14 protein-coding genes are annotated in these 18,261 nt (G+C 67.0%); 12 read left to right on the top strand and 2 right to left on the bottom strand.

Features of this window, described 5'->3' with window-relative positions:
- The first annotated feature begins 122 nt into the window (after positions 1–122).
- From ccoG to F3I62_RS19710, 10 genes are all read left to right on the top strand, one after another.
- Entirely contained in the window at positions 123–1,538 is a 1,416-nt protein-coding gene (gene ccoG, locus F3I62_RS19755; protein WP_160491357.1) for a cytochrome c oxidase accessory protein CcoG, read from the top strand.
- Positions 1,539–1,600: 62 nt separating this feature from the next.
- Positions 1,601–3,010: a GntR family transcriptional regulator MpaR gene (mapR, locus tag F3I62_RS19750; RefSeq protein WP_160491356.1), complete on the top strand. Its 1,410-nt coding sequence runs from the start codon at positions 1,601–1,603 to the stop codon at positions 3,008–3,010.
- Between the two features lie 121 nt (positions 3,011–3,131).
- On the top strand, positions 3,132–3,719 hold the full coding sequence (locus F3I62_RS19745) for a hypothetical protein (protein WP_160491355.1): 588 nt from the start codon (positions 3,132–3,134) through the stop codon (positions 3,717–3,719).
- Positions 3,720–3,722: 3 nt separating this feature from the next.
- Complete coding sequence (locus tag F3I62_RS19740; protein WP_160491354.1) at positions 3,723–4,352, top strand: LysE family translocator; 630 nt, start codon at positions 3,723–3,725, stop codon at positions 4,350–4,352.
- A gap of 68 nt (positions 4,353–4,420) precedes the next feature.
- Positions 4,421–5,206 carry an efflux RND transporter periplasmic adaptor subunit gene (locus F3I62_RS19735; RefSeq protein ID WP_160491353.1) on the top strand — a complete coding sequence of 262 codons (786 nt, stop codon included), beginning with the start codon at positions 4,421–4,423 and terminating at the stop codon, positions 5,204–5,206.
- The gene (locus F3I62_RS19730) at positions 5,203–6,522 is read left to right on the top strand and encodes an efflux RND transporter periplasmic adaptor subunit (protein WP_160491352.1); all 1,320 of its coding nucleotides are present in this window, start codon (positions 5,203–5,205) and stop codon (positions 6,520–6,522) included. Before F3I62_RS19735 ends, F3I62_RS19730 begins: the two co-directional genes overlap by 4 nt.
- Complete coding sequence (locus F3I62_RS19725) at positions 6,523–8,622, top strand: HlyD family efflux transporter periplasmic adaptor subunit (protein WP_160491351.1); 2,100 nt, start codon at positions 6,523–6,525, stop codon at positions 8,620–8,622.
- Between the two features lie 80 nt (positions 8,623–8,702).
- Positions 8,703–9,503: an aspartyl/asparaginyl beta-hydroxylase domain-containing protein gene (locus tag F3I62_RS19720; RefSeq protein ID WP_160491350.1), complete on the top strand. Its 801-nt coding sequence runs from the start codon at positions 8,703–8,705 to the stop codon at positions 9,501–9,503.
- Positions 9,491–10,498, top strand: coding sequence for a sulfotransferase family protein (locus tag F3I62_RS19715; RefSeq protein ID WP_256667837.1), 1,008 nt, complete (start codon positions 9,491–9,493; stop codon positions 10,496–10,498). Before F3I62_RS19720 ends, F3I62_RS19715 begins: the two co-directional genes overlap by 13 nt.
- Positions 10,499–10,551: 53 nt before the next feature.
- Complete coding sequence (locus F3I62_RS19710; RefSeq protein WP_160491349.1) at positions 10,552–11,052, top strand: GNAT family N-acetyltransferase; 501 nt, start codon at positions 10,552–10,554, stop codon at positions 11,050–11,052.
- Positions 11,053–11,073: 21 nt separating this feature from the next.
- Here the strand turns inward: F3I62_RS19710 and F3I62_RS19705 are convergent, their stop codons facing one another.
- On the bottom strand, positions 11,074–11,385 hold the full coding sequence (locus F3I62_RS19705; RefSeq protein ID WP_160491348.1) for a hypothetical protein: 312 nt from the start codon (positions 11,383–11,385) through the stop codon (positions 11,074–11,076).
- A 53-nt stretch (positions 11,386–11,438) separates the two neighbouring features.
- Positions 11,439–12,035, bottom strand: a complete 597-nt coding sequence (locus F3I62_RS19700; RefSeq protein WP_160491347.1) for a phage tail protein — start codon at positions 12,033–12,035, stop codon at positions 11,439–11,441.
- Positions 12,036–12,305: 270 nt separating this feature from the next.
- Between F3I62_RS19700 and F3I62_RS19695 the strand changes: the two genes are divergently transcribed.
- Positions 12,306–13,169 carry a sulfotransferase gene (locus F3I62_RS19695; RefSeq protein WP_160491346.1) on the top strand — a complete coding sequence of 288 codons (864 nt, stop codon included), beginning with the start codon at positions 12,306–12,308 and terminating at the stop codon, positions 13,167–13,169.
- Between the two features lie 45 nt (positions 13,170–13,214).
- A partial coding sequence (locus F3I62_RS19690; protein ID WP_160491345.1) for an Ig-like domain-containing protein occupies positions 13,215–18,261 on the top strand: 5,047 nt, incomplete at its 3' end.

The raw sequence follows: 18,261 nt of genomic DNA, 5'->3' as shown, positions 1-18,261 counted from the left end.
CCAGGGCAAGACGGCTGGCGGCGCCATCTGATCCGCTTTTTATTCATCAACCTGAATCTGTTATGTAAGGGCCGACGCGCCGACCATTGCCGCATCTTGAAAAGCTTGATGAGGCATCTGTCATGAGCGAGCGCATCCCCGCGCGGATCGTGGAATCCATCGACGTCAGCCAGCCTGTGCGGCTGACGCCGTCCCAGGCCGGCGGGCCGATCCATACCCGCAGTTTCAGCGGCCGTTTCCGCAATCTGCGCCTGTACGGTGCCGGCCTGTTGTTCCTGATCTTCTTCGGCACCGCCTGGCTCGACTGGGACGGGCGCCAGGCCGTGCTGTGGAACCTGGCCGAGCACCGCTACTACATCTTCGGCGCGACCTTCTGGCCGCAGGACTTCATCCTGCTCTCGGCGCTGCTGATCATCGCCGCCTTCGGCCTGTTCACCGCCACGGTGGTGGCCGGGCGCATCTGGTGCGGCTACACCTGCCCGCAGAGCGTGTGGACCTGGGTGTTCATGTGGGCGGAGAAAGTCACCGAGGGCGAACGCCACCAGCGGGTCAAGCTGGATGCCGCGCCCTGGTCGCTGGGCAAACTGGCACGGCGCACGGCCAAGCACACCATCTGGCTGGCGGTCAGCCTGCTCACCGCGCTGACTTTTATCGGCTACTTCACGCCGATCCGCGAGCTGAGCGCGGAGCTGTTCAGCCTGCAACTGGACGGCGCCACACTGTTCTGGGTGCTGTTCTTCACCGCCGCCACCTACCTCAACGCCGGCTGGCTGCGCGAGAAGGTCTGCGTGCACATGTGCCCCTACTCGCGCTTCCAGAGCGCCATGTTCGACCAGGACACCCTGCTGGTCGCCTACGACGCCGGCCGCGGCGAAGGCCGTGGCCCGCGCAAGAAGGGCAGCGACTACCAGGCCGAGGGCCTCGGCGACTGCATCGACTGCCAGATGTGCGTACAGGTCTGCCCGACCGGCATCGACATCCGCGACGGCCTGCAGATCGACTGCATCGGCTGCGCCGCCTGCATCGACGCCTGCGACTCGATCATGGACAAGATGGGCTATGCCAAGGGCCTGGTCGGCTACCGTTCCGAGCGCGAGCTGCAGGGCGGCCGGACCCACTGGCTGCGCCCGCGCCTGGTCGGCTATGGCGTGGCCCTGACGCTGATGATCGGCGCCTTCGCCTGGGCCCTGCAGGCCCGCTCGCTGGTGTCCATCGACGCCGCCAAGGACCGCAGCATGTACCGCGAGAACGCCGCCGGGCAGATCGAGAACACCTACCGCCTCAAGGTCATCAACAAGACCCAGCAGGCCCAGCGCTACCGCCTGGCCCTGGTCGACAGCCCCGGCCTGCGCCTGGATGCGCCCGCGCAACTGCTGCTGGCCCCGGGGGAAATCCTCGACGTGCCGGTGACCCTGGTGCAGCTCGCCGGGCAGGCGGCCGGCACCACCCAGACGGTGAGCTTCGCCGTCAGCAACCTGGCCGATGAAGGCGAGCGCGCGCAGACCCAGAGCATGTTCATCGCCCCGAGCGGACGCTGACGAGCGTGCGCCGGCAACTCGCCGTAGACTGTGGCCACCCGCTGGCTGCCCCTACGGACACCATGAAACGCTACGAGAAATTCGCCGACCAGATAGCCGAGCTGATCCGCGCCGGCGTGCTCGCCCCCGGCGAGAAGGTGCCCTCGGTGCGCCATGCCAGCCGCACCTACGGGGTCAGCCCGTCCACCGTGTTCCAGGCCTACTACCTGCTGGAGGACCGCGGGCTGATCCAGGCCCGCGCGCGCTCCGGCTACTTCGTCCGCGAACTGGCCCGGCACTCCCTGGCCGAACCGGAAACCAGCGCGCAGGCGGCGCAGACCACCGAGGTCGACGTCAGCGAGCTGGTGTTCTCCGTGCTCGGCTCGCTGAAAGACCCGCACACCGTGCCCTTCGGCTCGGCCTTCCCCAGTCCGCAGCTGTTCCCCCTGCCGCGCCTGGCCCGCTCCATGGCCCACGCCCTGCGCGACATGCCGGCCCATGCGGTGATTGCCGACATGACCAGCGGCAACCCCGACCTGCGCCGGCAGATCGCCCTGCGCTACATGGTCGCCGGCGTGCGCCTGGCGCTGGACGAACTGGTGATCACCAATGGCGCCCTGGAAGCGCTCAACCTGTGCCTGCAGACGGTGACCAGCCCCGGCGACCTGGTGGCCATCGAGGCGCCGGCCTTCTACGCCACCCTGCAGGTGCTGGAACGGCTCAAGCTCAAGGCCGTGGAAATCCCGGTCAACCCGCGCGAAGGCATCGACCTGGAGGTGCTGGCCGAACGCCTGGCCAACCTGCCGATCAAGGCCTGCTGGTTCATGAGCAGCCTGCAGAACCCGCTGGGCGCGAGCATGAGCGACGCCAAGAAGCAGGCGCTGTATCAACTGCTTCTGCAGCACCAGGTGCCACTGATCGAGGACGACGTGTACGCCGAGCTGTATTACGGCGCGCAGCCGCCCAAGCCGGTGAAGAGCTTCGACACGGACGGCCTGGTGATGCACTGCGGCTCGTTCTCCAAGAGCCTGGCGCCGGGCTACCGGGTCGGCTGGGTGGCCGGCGGGCGCTATGCCGAGCAGATCAGCCGGCTCAAGCTGATGACCACCATCTCGCCCTCGGTGCCGGCCCAGGCAGCGATCGCCGACTACCTGCAGCACGGCGGCTACGACCGCCACCTGCGCAAGCTGCGCCACGCCCTGGAAACCCAGCAGGACGCCATGCTCGCCTCCGCCGCCCGGCATTTCCCGGCCGGCACCCGGGTCACCCGCCCCAGCGGCGGCTACTTCCTCTGGTTCGAGTTCCCCGAGCCGGTCGATTCGCTGCAGCTGTTCCAGCTGGCCCTGGCCCAGGGCATCAGCCTGGCGCCGGGGCCGATCTTCTCCGCCACCCGGCGTTTTCGCAATTGCGCGCGGCTCAACCACGGCCATCCCTGGGATGCCCAGAGCGAGCAGGCCATGGAGCTGCTGGGGCGGATTCTGGCGTCCTTCTGAGCGCCAACTGGCTACGGCGCGGCTAGTGTACAAATACGTGGTAAAGCTGACGCCGAAATAGTGGCACACTGACAGCCAGCAAGCAGACACCCCGACAACAAGCAGAACAAGGTGAAGCGCCATGAGCAAGGACAGTGAAGCCGGTATCCACGAGATACTCAGCGACCTGCAACGCATCGAACTGCTGGAGAAATCTGCCAAGCTCAACCGCCTGCTCATCTACGCCCTCGGCGGCGGTTTGCTGCTGGCCCTGCTCGGGCTCCTGCTGCTCGGCCTGCTCGGCGGCGAAGAAGCCGCCGAACAGGGCGCCAGCCAGGCCAGCGTGGCGGCCCTGGAGAAAAAGCTGGTCAGCCTGGACCAGCAGGTCGCCACCCTCAAGCAGCAGGCGCAGAACCAGCAGAAGCTGTTCGACTTGCTCAAGGGGGGCCTGCCCGCCCCGGTTGTCAGCCCGGCACCCACTGCCGGCGCTGCGCCCGGCACCGCCGACCGCGCCACCGTGCAGCAGGTGGCCAAGACCCTGATCGGCCAGGAACGCAACTACCAGGAAACCCTGGCCGCGCTGAAGCTCGGCATGCGCGACCTGGCCGGCATGATCGCCGGCTCGCGCAGCTGGCTGGAGGATTACCAGGAGGCCCTGGACAAGCCGCTGAACGAGAGCCGTGCACGGGTCAAGCAACTGCAGCAGTGGTCCGCCGCTGACCAGGAGTAACCAATGAGCCTTGCCAGCGCCTTGCTCGCCTACCTGCTGGCCGCCAGCCTGCTGACCATCACCCCTGGCGTCGACACCGCGCTGATCCTGCGCACCGCTGCGCTGGAAGGGCCGAAACGTGCGGCCATGGCCGCGCTCGGCATCAACGCCGGCTGCCTGCTCTGGGGCGCCGCCGTGGCCCTCGGCCTAGGCGCGCTGCTGGCCGCCTCGGAGCCGGCCTTCAACCTGCTCAAGTGGGCCGGCGCCATCTACCTGCTATGGCTGGGCCTGCAGATGCTGCTCAAGCCGCGCCATGCATTCGGCCCGGCCAATGCTGCCGAGGCAGAACACCACGGCCAGCTCGGCTGGTTCATCAAGGGCCTGCTGGGCAACCTTCTCAATCCCAAGGTGGGGGTGTTCTACGTATCGTTCCTGCCGCAGTTCGTGCCGGCCGGCTACGCGGTGGGCAGCTTCAGCTTTGTCCTGGCCTGCATCCACGTCCTGCTTGGCCTGCTCTGGGCCGCCAGCCTGATTTTCGCCACCCGGCCGCTGGCCGCCCTGCTGCGCCGTGGCGCTCTGGTGCAGTGGCTGGATCGCGTCACCGGCTCGCTGCTGCTGGTATTCGCCGTGGGGCTGGCGCTAGCCAAGCGCTGAGGTCGTTTGCGCGCCTGCGCTTCTTCCGTACACTGCGCAACGACAAGCAACCTGCAGGGAGCGCACGCATGCATAAAACCGTCAGCCGGGCCTGGGTGGTTCTCGGCCTGCTCTGCGCCCAGGGCGCCCAGGCCAGCGAGGCCCCAGGCGACCCACTGCTCGACAGCCCCGTCGGCAACCCCAGCGCCCCCGAACGCCAGGCCCGCGGCGTATTGCGCGCGCGCGACCAGGCCATGCTCTCCAGCGAGCTGGCCGGGCGTATCGTCGAGATGCCCTACGCCGACGGCCAGGACTTCAACAAGGGCGATGTGCTGGTGCGCTTCGACTGCAGCGCCTACCAGGCCCAGCTCAACGCCGCCCAGGCCGCCGTGCGCGCCGCCCGCGAGGAACTCGGGCACAACCGGCAGCTGGCCGCGCTCAACTCGGTCGGCCGCTTCGAGGTCGCCCTGGCCGAGGCCAAGCAGGCCCAGGCCCAGGCCGAAGCCCAGGTCTACCAGGTGCAGGTCAAGCGCTGCAGCATCACCGCACCCTTCAACGGCCGGGTGGTGCAGCGCAAGGCGCAACCCCATGAAAGCGTGGCCAGCGGTGCACCGCTGCTGGAAATCGTCGACAACCGCACCCTCGAAGTCCATCTGCTGGTGCCTTCCAGCTGGCTGGGCCGGCTGCAGCCGGGCGAACACTTCGAATTCGTCCCGGATGAAACCGGCCAGCCGCTGCAGGTCGAGATCAAGCGCCTGGGGGCGCGCATCGACGAGGGTAGCCAGACCCTGCAGCTGATCGCCAGCCTGCCCGCCGACGCCAGTGGCCTGCTGGCCGGCATGAGTGGCAGCGCGCGTTTCGCGGAGGCGCCATGACCGCCCAGGTGCCCGGCCCGGCCGAACGCCTGTTCGCCCAGTTCCTCGCCCTGGAGCGCCAGGCCCGCACTGCCAAGGACCTCGACAGCCTGGCCTATGCCCTGGCCAACGACGCCCAGGGCCTGTTCGGCTTCCGCCACGCCGCCCTGCTGATCGCCGGCAAGGTGCGGGCGCTGACCGGCATCAGCGTGATCGAAGCCAACGCGCCCTTCGTCGCCTTCGTCGAAAACGCGGCCGAGCAGTTGCTGGCCCAGGGCCGCTCAGCCAAGGCCCAGGTGGTCCACGCCGAGTCGCTGAACGCGCAGACCCGCGCCGACTGGCAGAGCCTGTCGGCCGCGGCGGTGTTCTGGCTGCCGCTGCTGGATAAACAGCAGCAACCCTTCGGCGGCCTGTGGCTCGCCCGCGAGCAGCCCTGGAGCGAGGCCGAACAGGCCTTGCTGCAGCAGCTCGGCGACTGCTACAGCCATGCCTGGCTGGCCCTGCAGCCGCGCCAGCCGTGGCGCCTGCGCTGGCCACGGAAGAAGATTCTCGGCGTGGCCGCCGCCATCCTGCTGCTGTTGCTGCTGCCGGTACGCCAGTCGGTGCTGGCGCCAGCAGAAGTGGTGCCGCTCGGCGGCCAGGTGGTCGCCGCGCCGCTGGACGGGGTGATCGCCGAGTTCCGCGTCAAACCCAACCAGGCGGTGCACAAAGGCGATGTGCTGCTACAATTCGACGCCACCAGCATCAAGGCCCAGGCCGATGTCGCCGAACGCAGCCTGAACGTGGCCGAGGCCGAACTCAAGGCCAATACCCAGCGCGCCTTCGCCGATGCCGAATCGGGCGCGCGCATCGACCTGTTCGCCGCCCGCGTGGAACAGAAGCGTGCCGAGCGCGACTACGCCCGCGAGCTGCTGGCGCGCACCGAGGTGCGCGCCGAACGCGACGGCATCGCGGTGTTCGCCGACGCCCAGCGCTGGACCGGCAAGCCGGTGCAGACCGGCGAACGGCTGATGGAGATCGCCGATCCGCAGCAGGCCGAGCTGCGCATCGAGCTGGCGGTCGGCGATGCCCTGGACTTCCAGCCCGGCACCGAAGTCGCCCTGTTCCTCGACAGCGACCCGCTGCACCGCCACCAGGCGCGCCTGCAACGCATCGCCTACGAGGCGCAGCTGACCCCCAGCGCGCAACTGGCCTACCGCCTGGATGCCGAGTTCGCCGCCACGCCGCCGCGCATCGGCCTGCGCGGCACCGCGAAGATCTTCGGCGCGCGCGGCCCGCTGGTGTTCTACCTGCTGCGCCGCCCGCTCGCCGCCCTGCGCCAGACGGTGGGCCTGTAGATGCAGCTGCCCGCCCTGCGTGCCGACCTGCAGCTGTCCGCCGCTGCCGCCGCCCGCGACGGCTCGCCCCAATGGACCCTGGCCGACCCGCTGCGCGGGCGCTACTTCAAGCTCGGCGCGCCGGCCATGCGCCTGCTCCGCCACTGGGCGCTGGGCGATGCCGAGCGCGTGCTGCAGGCGGCCAACCGCGAACCGGGCACGCCGCTGGGGGCCGGCGAACTGGAAGAGCTGCTGCGTTTTCTGCGCAGCCACGACCTGATCGCCGCCACCGACGCTGAGCAACGCGCCAGCTATGCGCCCAAGGCCGCCCAGCAGCGCCAGGGCCTGTGGCGCAGCCTGCTGCACCAGTACCTGTTCTTTCGCATCCCGCTGTGGCGCCCGGATGCCTTTCTCGACCGCACCTGGCCCTGGCTGCAGCGCCATGGCCGGCCCCTGCTGCGCATCGGCCTGCCGCTGCTGCTGGCGCTCGGGGTGTTTCTCGCCGCGCGCGACTGGGAACGCTTCATTGCCACCTTCCCGCACCTGTTCAGCCTGGGCGGCGCGCTGTCCTTCGCCATCGCCCTGACCTTCGCCAAGCTCTGCCACGAGTTCGGCCATGCCTACATGGCCAAGCGCGCCGGTTGCCGGGTACAGAGCATGGGCCTGGCGTTCATGGTCATGCTGCCGATGTTCTACACCGACGTCAGCGACGCCTGGCGCGTCAACGACCGCCGCTCGCGCCTGCTGATCGGCGCCGGCGGGGTCCTGGCCGAACTGCTGCTGGCCTGCATCGCCCTGCTCGCCTGGTCGCTGCTGCCCGACGGCCCGGCACGCACCGCCGCCTTCATGCTGGCCAGCGCCACCTGGATCACCACCCTGCTGATCAACCTCAACCCGTTCATGCGCTTCGACGGCTACTTCCTGCTCAGTGACCTGTGGGGCGTGGACAACCTGCAGACCCGCGCCTTCGCCCTGTGCCGCTGGCGCCTGCGCGAGGCCCTGTTCGGCTATGGCGCAGCGCCGCCCGAGCCCTGGTCGCCGGGCATGCAGCGGCGCCTGCTGGGCTGGGGCTACAGCGCCTGGCTGTGGCGCGCCGTACTGTTCTTCGGCATCGCCCTGCTGGTCTACCACATGTTCTTCAAGCTGCTCGGCATCTTCCTGATGCTGGTCGAGCTGGTCTGGTTCATCGGCCTGCCGGTGTGGCGCGAGCTGCAGGAGTGGTGGCAGCGCCGCGACCAGGCGCACCCGGGCAAGGCGCTGGGGCTGGGCGCCCTGCTGCTGGTGCTGCTGGCCATCCTCGGCCTGCCCTGGCGCAGCAGCGTGGAGCTGCCGGTGCTGCTCGAGGCCAGCCGGGTCAGCGCGCTGCACGCACCGGTACCGGCGCGCCTGCAGCGGCTGCATGTGCGCGACGGGCAGACGGTGGCCAACGGCGACCTGCTGCTGGAACTCGAATCACCCGACCTCGACTCGCGCCAGCTGATCGTGCGCCAGGAGATCGAGATCCTCCAGCTGCAACTGCGCCGCCAGGCCGGGCGCAGCGAGACGGCGGCCGACAGCACGATCCTCGAACAGAACCTGGCCGAAGCGGTGGCCGAGTATCGCGGCCTGGCCGCCCAGCGCGAACTCCTGCAACTGCGCGCGCCCCATGCCGGCGTGGTTCGCGACCTGCCGGCAGACCTCAGCCAAGGCCGCTGGCTGGCGCCGCAGACGGCCCTGCTGCGGGTGGTCGAGCAGGACGTGCGCCTGCGCGGCTATCTGGCCGAAGAGGACCTCTGGCGCCTCGAACAGGGCGCCGCAGGACGCTTCATCGCCAGCAGCAGCCCGCTGCTGGCGTCTGTGGCCCTGACCCTGGTGGAGGTGGACACCACCGGGGCGGCCTACATCGACCAGCAGGCACTGGCCTCCGACCACGGCGGGCCGATCGCGGTACGCCGCGACGAAGAGGGTCGGGCCCAGCCAGTGCAGGCGCAGTACGCCGTCCGCCTGCTGCCGCAAGAACCGCTGACACCGCCATCCCAGCCACTAATCGGCGTGGCCCTGGTGCAAGGACGGGCGGAATCCATACTGGGCGCGATGTGGCGCCGGGTCGCCGCCCTCGGCGTGCGGGAAAGCGGTTTCTGAATGCGCGCTGGCGGTGCCGGTCCGGAGTGCAGAGTTGAGCAGCCGCGCCTCAGTGGCGCGGCTATCGCAAGGAGCGTTGCATGCAACCCAGTGCTTTGCCTGTTTGTTCGCGCCTGCCCTGGCGCATCGACCTGCCGCCCCTGCTCGAGGCCCTGCAACGCCTGGACCCGCTCGCCTGGCAAGAGCATTTCAACACTGCCTACTACGTCGGCGACTGGAGCGGCATCGACCTGATCGCCGCCGAGGACGCCCGGTTGCCTCTCGCCCCCGGCCAGGGCGCCCCGCGCAGCAGCGGCTGGTGGCACGCAGAGCCGGCCTGGAGCGAACTGTTCGCCACCTTGCATACCCCCATCCTCAGCGCCCGCCTGCTGCGCCTGGGGCCCGGTTCGCGGATTCACGAACACCGCGACTACGACCTCGGCCAGCCGGGCAATCCGCTGCGCCTGCACGTGCCCCTGCTCAGCCCAGCCGAGGTGGAGTTTCTCCTCGATGGCCGGCGGGTGCCCATGCGCCCCGGCGAATGCTGGTTCCTCGACCTGTCGCGGCCGCACCGGGTGGAAAACCCGGGCACCCGGGAACGCATCCATCTGGTGCTCGATTGCGCCAGCAACGCCTGGCTGCAGCAGGCCATCGCCGCTGGCCTGCCCGGCACCCCGGCGCTGGAGCCTAGCGAAGCGACACGCGCCTTCCTGCAATTTCGCCAGCAAGTCGCCGAGGACCGCGACCTCGAACGGCAGCTGCGCAGCCTGCAGGACATCCCCGCCTTCATCGCCGCCACGCTGCGCCTAGGCGCCGAGCGCGGCCTGCATTTCGCCGAAGCAGAGGTGCGCGCAGCCATGCGCCAGGGCAAAAACGCCTGGAGCGCTCAATGGAAAGTCTGATGGCCGCCGGGCAGGCCTTCGACGGCTGGCTGCCGATCGGCATCGCGGCACAGAACCAGGTCGTCGACTGGTGCTGGTTCGGCGAGCAACGCCTGCACCAACCCTTCTATCGCGATGACGTGGAGCGGGCCTTGCACCTGCCCTTCAACCAGGCTTTTCGCCGGGCAACGCCGCTGCAGGCCCTGCTCGACTGGCAGCACAGCAGCCCGGGCCTGGCCCCGCGCGCGTTCATCTACCATGCCTCGCGCTGCGGCTCGACGTTGCTGGCACAGATGCTGGCGAGCCTGCCGAGCCAGGTGCTGCTCTCCGAGCCGGCACCGCTCGACAGCCTGCTGAGGGCCCGCGCCGCCTCGCTGCCGGAAGCCGCCAAGCGCTCGGCGCTGGCCGCCCTGCTCTCGGCATTCGGCCAGCGCCGCAGCGGCCTGGAGCGCAGCCTGGTGGTCAAGCTGGACGCCTGGAACATCTTCGAGCTGCCCCTGCTGCAGCGTTGCTTCCCGGCGACGCCCTGGCTGTTCCTCTATCGAGATCCGCTGGAGATCGCCGTGTCGCACTTGCGCCAGCCCGGCATGCACATGGTTCCCGGCCTGCTCGGCCACTCGCCCCTGGACAGCCCGGAGGATGCCGGCCTGTCCAGGGAGGGCGTGATCGCCCGCCGTCTGGGCCGCCTGCTGGCGCAAGGACTGCAGCACTGCCAGGCACTGGGTGGCCTGGCCGTCAACTACACCGAGCTGCCCGCCGCTCTCGGCAACCGCCTGCAGCCGGTTTTCGGCCTCAGCGACAGCGAACTGCGCAGCGCCCTGTCGATGACCCGCCAGCATGCCAAGCAGCCGCACCTGCCCTTCAGCGCAGACAGCCAGGCCAAACGCCTGAGCGCCAGCGTGGCGCTGCGCGATGAGCTGGCCAGCTGGGCCGACCAGCCCTATCGACAGCTCGAGCAACTGCGCCAGACCCAGATACGGCAAGCCGGTGCAGCGCTGCAACGGCAGCCCGGCTGAGCGACCGGGCAGCGACATAACCCAGGATTTCCCACCGCCGAGGAACGTGACAGATGCTCAACCCGTCTTCATCGCTAAACGACCTGACCGTGCGCCCCGCGCGCCCGGTGGACGCCGCCTTTCTCGAAGGCCTGTACCGCACCGCCCGCCCCGATCTGCAATTGATCGACGGCAACGAGGAGGTGATCGAGCAGATCGTCGCGCAGCAGTTCCAGGTCAATCAGCGCGGCATGGCCGAACAGTTTCCAGAAGCCCTGCACTACGTGATCGAGAAGCTAGGCACGGCGATCGGCGCCCTGGTCACCGATTTCGGCCATAACGAGATTCGCGTGGTGTACCTGGCCTTCATCCCGGCGGCCCGTGGCAAGGGCCATGGCCGCACGGTGCTGCAGGGCATTCAGCAGGCGGCGCAGCGAATCCGCTGCCCGGTGACGGCAGTGGTCTGGACCAGCAACCCGGCGGCCCGCCAGCACTACCTGGCGCTGGGCTTTCGCGTGGCAGAGCAAGGCCCGGCCGCCGAACGCCTGGTCTGGTACCCGGGCCCGCCGGCCTGAGCCGGGCGCCCGGGGCCGACCTCAGTTGAACACCACATCCAGGTAAGCCAGCTCGGGGTTGCGCCCCAGGGCCGGCACGCGCGACACGAACACCCCTTCCAGGCGCCCATGATCGGCCAGCTCGATCGCGCAGATGCCATGCACGAAGTCGCTCGGCGCCAGGCTGGTCAGCGCGACGCTGAACGGCATGCGCGGGCTTTCTGGGATACGGCCCCGCGGGTTTTCCGAGACGCTCTCCACGCGAACATCCAGCACCTGGCCATCGGGCAGGTGCAACTGCGTGGTGTGCTTGAGCAGCGCCTGGAAATGCTGACTTTCTATGCGTCTCAACATCACAACGACTCCGGTCATGCCGGGCCAGGCGCAATGCCGCCTGGCCCTGCGACTCAGTTGCGGGAGGGGAAGATACCTTCCATGGCGATGCTGAAGTTGATCGCCAGGCTGGGATTCAACAGGCTGAGCGGCAGGTTGCCGCCGATCGGCGCGGCCGAGACGCTGCCGGTGAGTGACGAAGTGACCCCCTGCAGGGCCACCGGGTTAGCCCCTTGTGCATTCGAGTAGATGGCAGCACTGCCAGGACCGGTCCCCGAGGCCCCGAGAAAGGCATTGTCGGCCGACGGCGTGGTACTCGGACTGCTGGCGACGGCCGCCAGTTGCACGCTGGTGGCTACCGCCAGTGTCGAGGTGATGGTCGGCGCATGCGCCGGCAGGTTGCCTACCGTCAACGAAGTATTTTCCGTGCCGCCGACCTGGCCGATCACATAAGGACTCAGCCCCGGCCCGTTGCCCATGCCCACCGGCAAGCGGCCACGCAGATCGGGCAAGCCGAAGGTGGTCTGGCCGTCACCCCCGAAGGTGGTCCCCAGCAATGCGAACATTGCCGAGTTCTGGGAAATGGACACCAGCTGCCCCGCACAGAATGCCCAGCCGCGCGGCGCAAAGTTGAAACCGAAGGCCTGGATGGTACCGATGAAGACTTCCATGATTACTCTTCCTTAGTCGTCTGATGGACTGGCCGAGCGCTCTACCCGGCCGCATCAAACTCTAGTGCCTATTTCGGAAAATGCTTCTCTTCCATGGCAATTCGCCTATCACGCAGTCTAACTATGACCAGATGTTCCTGTACGTAAACGTATTACTGAAATAGGATTCGCTAAGTACTGGTTAGTTGATGTAAAAGGCAAGTTTCGGCTGGGACGCCTTGCCAAGCGTCGGTTTCATCTGCCGTATAGCCCCATGAAAGGACTCAGTGGTTGAACAGCACTCAGAAACTGCATTTCATCTCCGGCCTGCCCCGTTCTGGCTCTACCTTGCTGGCAGCGCTGCTGGGGCAGAATCCGCGCTTTCACGCGGGCATGACCAGCCCGGTGGGCAGCCTGTTTTCCGGCATGCTCAACCAGTTCAGTGCCGGCAGCGAGTTCGCTCCCGTAGTCGACACCGCGCAGCGCCGCCGCCTGCTGAGCGGCCTGTTCGACAGCTACTACGCCGATCAGGGCGACAAGCAGGTGATCTTCGACACCAACCGTGGCTGGTGCGCCCGCCTGCCGGATCTGCTCGATCTGTACCCCCAGGCCAAGGTCATCGCCTGCGTGCGCAATGTTGCCTGGGTCATGGACAGCATCGAGCGTCTGTACCGCGCCACCCCGTTCGAGAACACCAAGCTGTTCAATGACGAAGTCGAACGCAACACCGTCTACAGCCGTGTCGAGACCCTGGCCCAGCGCAACAGGCTGGTGGGTTATGCCTGGGCGGCCCTCAAGGATGCCTTCTACGGCGCACAGTCCAAGTCACTGCTGCTGGTCGAATACGACCTGCTGACCCAGGCTCCGGAACAGGTCATGCGCCTGATCTACGACTTCATCGGCGAGCCCTGGTACCCCCATGATTTCCAGCGGGTGCACTACGACGCCCCGGAGTTCGACGAGGCCCTGGGCATCCGCGGCCTGCATCGGGTACGTCCGGTCGTCGAACTGCAAAACCGCACGTCCATACTGCCGCCCGACCTGTTCGCCCAGTATGCCGACCTAAGCTTCTGGCGAGACGGCAGTGCCAGCGCCGCCCATGTCATTCGGATCAAGAACGAACAGCAGGCAGCAGCAACGCCCGCCCACGCCTAAGGCCTGTGGCGGCTCGCGCAAAGAGACAAGGAAAGGAGAACAGTCATGTGGTGGACAAAACGCGCTGTCAGGCAAGCAGGCAATAGATCGCCCCGAGCGGCCACGCCGCCTCTGCTGATGGCTCTCGAGCCCCGCATCCTGTTCGACGGCGCGGTAGCGGCAACGGTTGCCGACACGGCAACCCCGGCAGCGGATGCCTCCGCGGCAGACGCCGCGCCCCAGGATGCCTCCCACGCCGCCACCCCAGCCACTGGCGATAGTCGCCCGAGTAGTGATGCCCCCCAAGCTGGCGGGACTGCGAGCCAGCCAAGCCAGACGGTAGTCTTCATCGATTCCCGCATCGTCGACAGCGCCAGCCTGCTCGAGAATGTAGCCCCCGGCACGCAGATCGTCAGCCTGGACGCCGGCAAGGACGGCCTCAGCCAAATTGCCGACTACCTGGACCAGCACCAAGGCATGACCTCGGTGCAGATCATCGCCCACGGTAGCAGTGGCGATCTGTGGCTGGGTAACAGCTACGTTTCAGCCGAGAACATTAGCCAGTACAGCGCCATGCTGGCGGAGATCGGCCAGGACATGCAGGCTGGCGGCGACATCCTCCTCTACGCCTGCAATACCGCTACCGGCGAACGGGGCTCCAGCCTGGTCGAAGCGCTTGCCCAGTACACCGGACGCGATATTGCTGCCTCCGATGACCGCACCGGGGCAAGTGGTGACTGGGAACTGGAAGTCAGTGTCGGCAGCATCGAGGCGGCGCCACTCCTTGCAACTGCATCGACCGCCACTTATGGCCATGACCTGGCCATCCTCACCGTAAATACCAATCTGGACAGTGGCAGTGACTCCTCCTTTGCTGGCAGCCTCGCCACCGACACCTCGGACGGCGGCGGCCTGTCTCTGCGGGAAGCACTCCACTGGGCGGCAGCATCCGGTGACACCATCAAGTTCAGCAGCGGCATGACCGTGACCATGGCAGCTGGCGAACTCGTCCTCAACAAGAGTGTGACGATTGATGGCGACAACGATGACAACGGCACGGCGGATGTCACCATCGATGCCAACTACCAGAGCCGAGTATTGAGCGTCGTCTCCGGACAAACGGTGACGCTGGATGGCCTGATACTTACCCATGGCCTGCAGGTCAGCAATGGCAGCGATGCGGGCAATGGTATCGCCGCCGGAGCGGCTTTCGGCGGCGGCATTTTCAATGCCGGCATACTCACCCTGAAAAACGTCACGGTAACCGCGAATGCGGCGGCGGCTGGCGGCGGTGGCGGCGGCAACATTTACTTTGATGGCGGTGGTGGCGGCGGCGGCGGCGCCATCGGCGGCGGCTTCGGCGGTAATGGCGGCCAATCGGGCGTATACAACAACCCAGGCACCGCCGGCACCACCAACCAGGGCGGCAGGGGCGGGAGTGCTGCCGGCTATCCAGCTATGGGAGGACAAGGCGGCTCATCCATAGGCGGTCAAGGCGGGGTCTTCTCAGGCTATTCCTATGGCGGCATGGGCGGCACGGCCAACAACGGCAGCATCAGCATCGGCGGCGGCGGCGGCGGCCTGGGCTTCGATAGCACAGGCGGTGCAGGCGGCCATGCCGTGGGCGGCATCTATAACGCCAGCACCGGCACCATCAATGTGATTGGCTCCTCGCTCATCAGCAACAATCTGGGCGCTGGTGGCGGTGGCGGCGGTGGTGGTGGCGGTGGCGCTTACAACCAGAATGGAGGTACGGGCGGCAGAGGGGTGGGAGCCGTTTGGAACAAGGGCACCTTCAACATCACAGCATCGAATTTCTCCGCCATGACCGGCAATGCTGGAGGCAGTGGCAGTGGTGGACAAGAACTGGGGGCAGGCTTCCCAGGCACTACGCCGAGCGCCGTGAACACTATCTACAATGATGGTGGCGCCCTCAATACCGCCTACGCGCCCGCACCCACCGCGACCATAGTGGTGGCTGACACGGCCCTGAAAATCGGCGAAACCTCGCTGGTGACCATCACCTTCAACGAGGCGGTAAGCGGCTTCACCAATGCCGACCTGACCATTGCCAACGGCACGCTTACCGCCGTGAGCAGCAGCGACGGCGGTATCACCTGGACCGCCACCTTCACCCCGACTTCGAGCATCACCGATACCAGCAACGTGATCACCCTGGATAACACCGGGGTGAGCAATGGCCTTGGCACCGCCGGGGTCGGCACCACCAACTCCAACAACTACGCGATCGACACGCAGCGCCCAACTGCGACCATCGTGGTCTCCGACAGCGCCCTGGCGGCGGGTGAAACCTCGCTGGTGACCATCACTTTCTCCGAGGCGGTGAGCGGCTTCACCCTGGCGGACATGACCGTTGCCAACGGTAGCCTGAGCGGGCTGAGCACCAGCGATAACATCACCTACACCGCCACCTTCACCCCGAGTGCCAGTATTACCGACAGCAACAACCTGATCACCCTCGACAACACGGGCATCGCCGACCTGGCCGGCAACGCCGGCAGCGGTACCACCGACTCCAACAACTACGCCATCGACACCGTGCGGCCGACTGCGACCATAGTGGTCGCAGACAGTGCCCTGGCGGCGGGTGAAACCTCGCTGGTGACCATCATTTTCTCCGAGGCGGTGACCGGCTTCACCCTGGCGGACCTGACCGTTGCCAACGGTAGCCTGAGCGGGCTGAGCACCAGCGATGGTGGCATCACCTGGACAGCCACCTTCACCCCAACGGCGGGTATTACCGATACCAGCAACATCATCAGCCTGAACAACAGCGGGATCAGCGACCTGGCAGGCAATGCCGGGTTGGGCACCACCAACTCCAACAATTATGTGATCGACACCGTGCGGCCGACTGCGACCATAGTGGTCGCCGACAATGCCTTGAGGATTGGTGAAACCTCGCTGGTGACCATCACCTTCTCCGAGGCGGTGATCGGCTTCAGCAACGCCGATCTGACGGTGGCCAATGGCAGCCTCAGCGCGGTGAGCAGCAGTGACGGCGGCATCACCTGGACCGCCACCTTCACCCCGAATTCAAGCATCACCGACACCAGCAACCTGATCACCCTGGACAACACCGGGATCATCGACCTGTCCGGCAACGCCGGCACCGGCACCACCAACTCCAACAATTACGTGATCGATACCCAGCGTCCGACTGCGACCGTCGTGGTCGCCGATACCAGCCTGGCAATTGGCGAAACGTCGCAGGTGACCATCACTTTCTCCGAGGCGGTGGTCGGCTTCACCAACGCCGACCTGACCATTGCCAACGGCACTCTGACGGCCGTTTCCAGCGCCGATGGCGGCATCACCTGGACCGCCACCTTCACCCCGAGTGCCAGCATTACCGACAGCAACAACCTGATCACCCTCGACAACACCGGCGTTGCCGATCTGGCCGGCAACGCCGGCAGCGGTACCACCGACTCCAACAACTACGCCATCGACACCGTGCGGCCGACTGCGACCATAGTGGTCGCCGACAGCGCCCTGGCGGCGGGTGAAACCTCACTGGTGACTATCACCTTCTCTGAAGCCGTGAGCGGTTTCACCAACGCCGACCTGACGGTGGCCAATGGCAGCCTCAGCGCGGTGAGCAGCAGCGACGGCGGCATCACCTGGACCGCCACCTTCACCCCGACAGTCGGTATTGCCGATGCCAGCAACCTGATCACCCTGAGCAACACCAGCGTCGCCGATCTGGCCGGCAACACCGGCAGCGGCACCACCAGCTCGGCCAACTACAGCATCGACACCGTCCTGCCGACCGCAACCATCGTGGTCGCGGACAATGCCTTGAAGATCGGTGAAACCTCGCTGGTGACCATCACCTTCTCCGAGGCCGTGAGCGGTTTCAGCAACACCGACCTGACCATTGCCAACGGCACGATGACCGCCGTGAGCAGCAGCGACGGCGGCGTGACCTGGACCGCCATCTTCACCCCGACTGCCAGCATCACCGATACCAGCAACCTGATCACCCTGGACAACAGCGGTGTGACCAACGCGTCCGGCAATGCCGGCAGCGGCACCACCGACTCCAACAACTACGCCGTCGACACGCAGCGCCCAACTGCGACCATTGTGGTCGCCGATACCAGCCTGGCAATTGGCGAAACGTCGCTGGTGACCATCACCTTCTCCGAGGCGGTGACCGGCTTCACCCTGGCGGACATGACCGTTGCCAACGGTAGCCTGAGCGGGCTGAGCACCAGCGATAACATCACCTACACCGCCACCTTCACCCCGAGTGCCAGCATCACCGATACCAGCAACCTGATCACCCTCGACAACACCGGCGTCCTGGACGGGGCGGGCAATAGCGGCAGCGGCACCACCGACTCCAACAACTACGCCATCGACAGCCTGCGCCCTACCGCCACCATCGTCCTGGCCGATCCGACCCTCAAGGCCGGCGAGACCTCGCTGGTGACCATCACCTTCTCCGAGGCGATCAGCGGCTTTGACAACGCAGACCTGAGCATCGCCAACGGCACCCTGAGCGCGGTGAGCAGCAGTGACGGCGGCATCACCTGGACCGCCACCTTCACCCCAACGGCGGGTATTACCGATACCAGCAACATCATCAGCCTGAACAACGGCGGGATCAGCGACCTGGCAGGCAACACCGGGTCAGGCACCACCAATTCGGCCAACTACAGCATCGAGACCGGGGTGCCGACGGCAACCATCATGATCGCGGACAATGCCTTGACGGTCGGCGAAACCACGACGGTAACCATCACCTTCAGCGAGGCGGTCAGCGGCTTCAGCAACGCCGACCTGACGGTGGCCAACGGCAGCCTCAGCGCGGTGAGCAGCAGCGACGGCGGAGTCACCTGGACGGCGACCTTCACCCCGACCAGCAACGTCACCGACGCCAGCAACCTGATCACCCTGGACAACAGCGGTGTGATCAATGTGTCCGGCAACACCGGCAGCGGCACCACCGACTCGAACAACTACGCCATCGACACCGCACCGCCGAGCGCGACCATCCTGGTTGCCGATAGCGCCCTCGTGGTCGGTCAGACCTCGCTGGTGACCATCACCTTCAGCGAGGCGGTCAGCGGCTTCAGCAACGCCG

Origin of the sequence: Pseudomonas sp. R-28-1W-6, assembly GCF_009799925.1 — a bacterium.
GTDB lineage: Bacteria > Pseudomonadota > Gammaproteobacteria > Pseudomonadales > Pseudomonadaceae > Aquipseudomonas.
Note: the sequence above shows the minus strand (reverse complement) of the source record. Positions and strands in the feature narration are given on the sequence as shown.

What these genes read in the sequence shown, in the direction of transcription:
- ccoG (WP_160491357.1), top strand. Translation starts at nt 123, where the DNA reads ATGAGCGAGCGCATCCCCGCGCGGATCGTGGAATCCATCGACGTCAGC.
- mapR (WP_160491356.1), top strand. Translation starts at nt 1,601, where the DNA reads ATGAAACGCTACGAGAAATTCGCCGACCAGATAGCCGAGCTGATCCGC.
- F3I62_RS19745 (WP_160491355.1), top strand. Translation starts at nt 3,132, where the DNA reads ATGAGCAAGGACAGTGAAGCCGGTATCCACGAGATACTCAGCGACCTG.
- F3I62_RS19740 (WP_160491354.1), top strand. Translation starts at nt 3,723, where the DNA reads ATGAGCCTTGCCAGCGCCTTGCTCGCCTACCTGCTGGCCGCCAGCCTG.
- F3I62_RS19735 (WP_160491353.1), top strand. Translation starts at nt 4,421, where the DNA reads ATGCATAAAACCGTCAGCCGGGCCTGGGTGGTTCTCGGCCTGCTCTGC.
- F3I62_RS19730 (WP_160491352.1), top strand. Translation starts at nt 5,203, where the DNA reads ATGACCGCCCAGGTGCCCGGCCCGGCCGAACGCCTGTTCGCCCAGTTC.
- F3I62_RS19725 (WP_160491351.1), top strand. Translation starts at nt 6,523, where the DNA reads ATGCAGCTGCCCGCCCTGCGTGCCGACCTGCAGCTGTCCGCCGCTGCC.
- F3I62_RS19720 (WP_160491350.1), top strand. Translation starts at nt 8,703, where the DNA reads ATGCAACCCAGTGCTTTGCCTGTTTGTTCGCGCCTGCCCTGGCGCATC.
- F3I62_RS19715 (WP_256667837.1), top strand. Translation starts at nt 9,491, where the DNA reads ATGGAAAGTCTGATGGCCGCCGGGCAGGCCTTCGACGGCTGGCTGCCG.
- F3I62_RS19710 (WP_160491349.1), top strand. Translation starts at nt 10,552, where the DNA reads ATGCTCAACCCGTCTTCATCGCTAAACGACCTGACCGTGCGCCCCGCG.
- F3I62_RS19705 (WP_160491348.1), bottom strand. Translation starts at nt 11,385, where the DNA reads ATGTTGAGACGCATAGAAAGTCAGCATTTCCAGGCGCTGCTCAAGCAC.
- F3I62_RS19700 (WP_160491347.1), bottom strand. Translation starts at nt 12,035, where the DNA reads ATGGAAGTCTTCATCGGTACCATCCAGGCCTTCGGTTTCAACTTTGCG.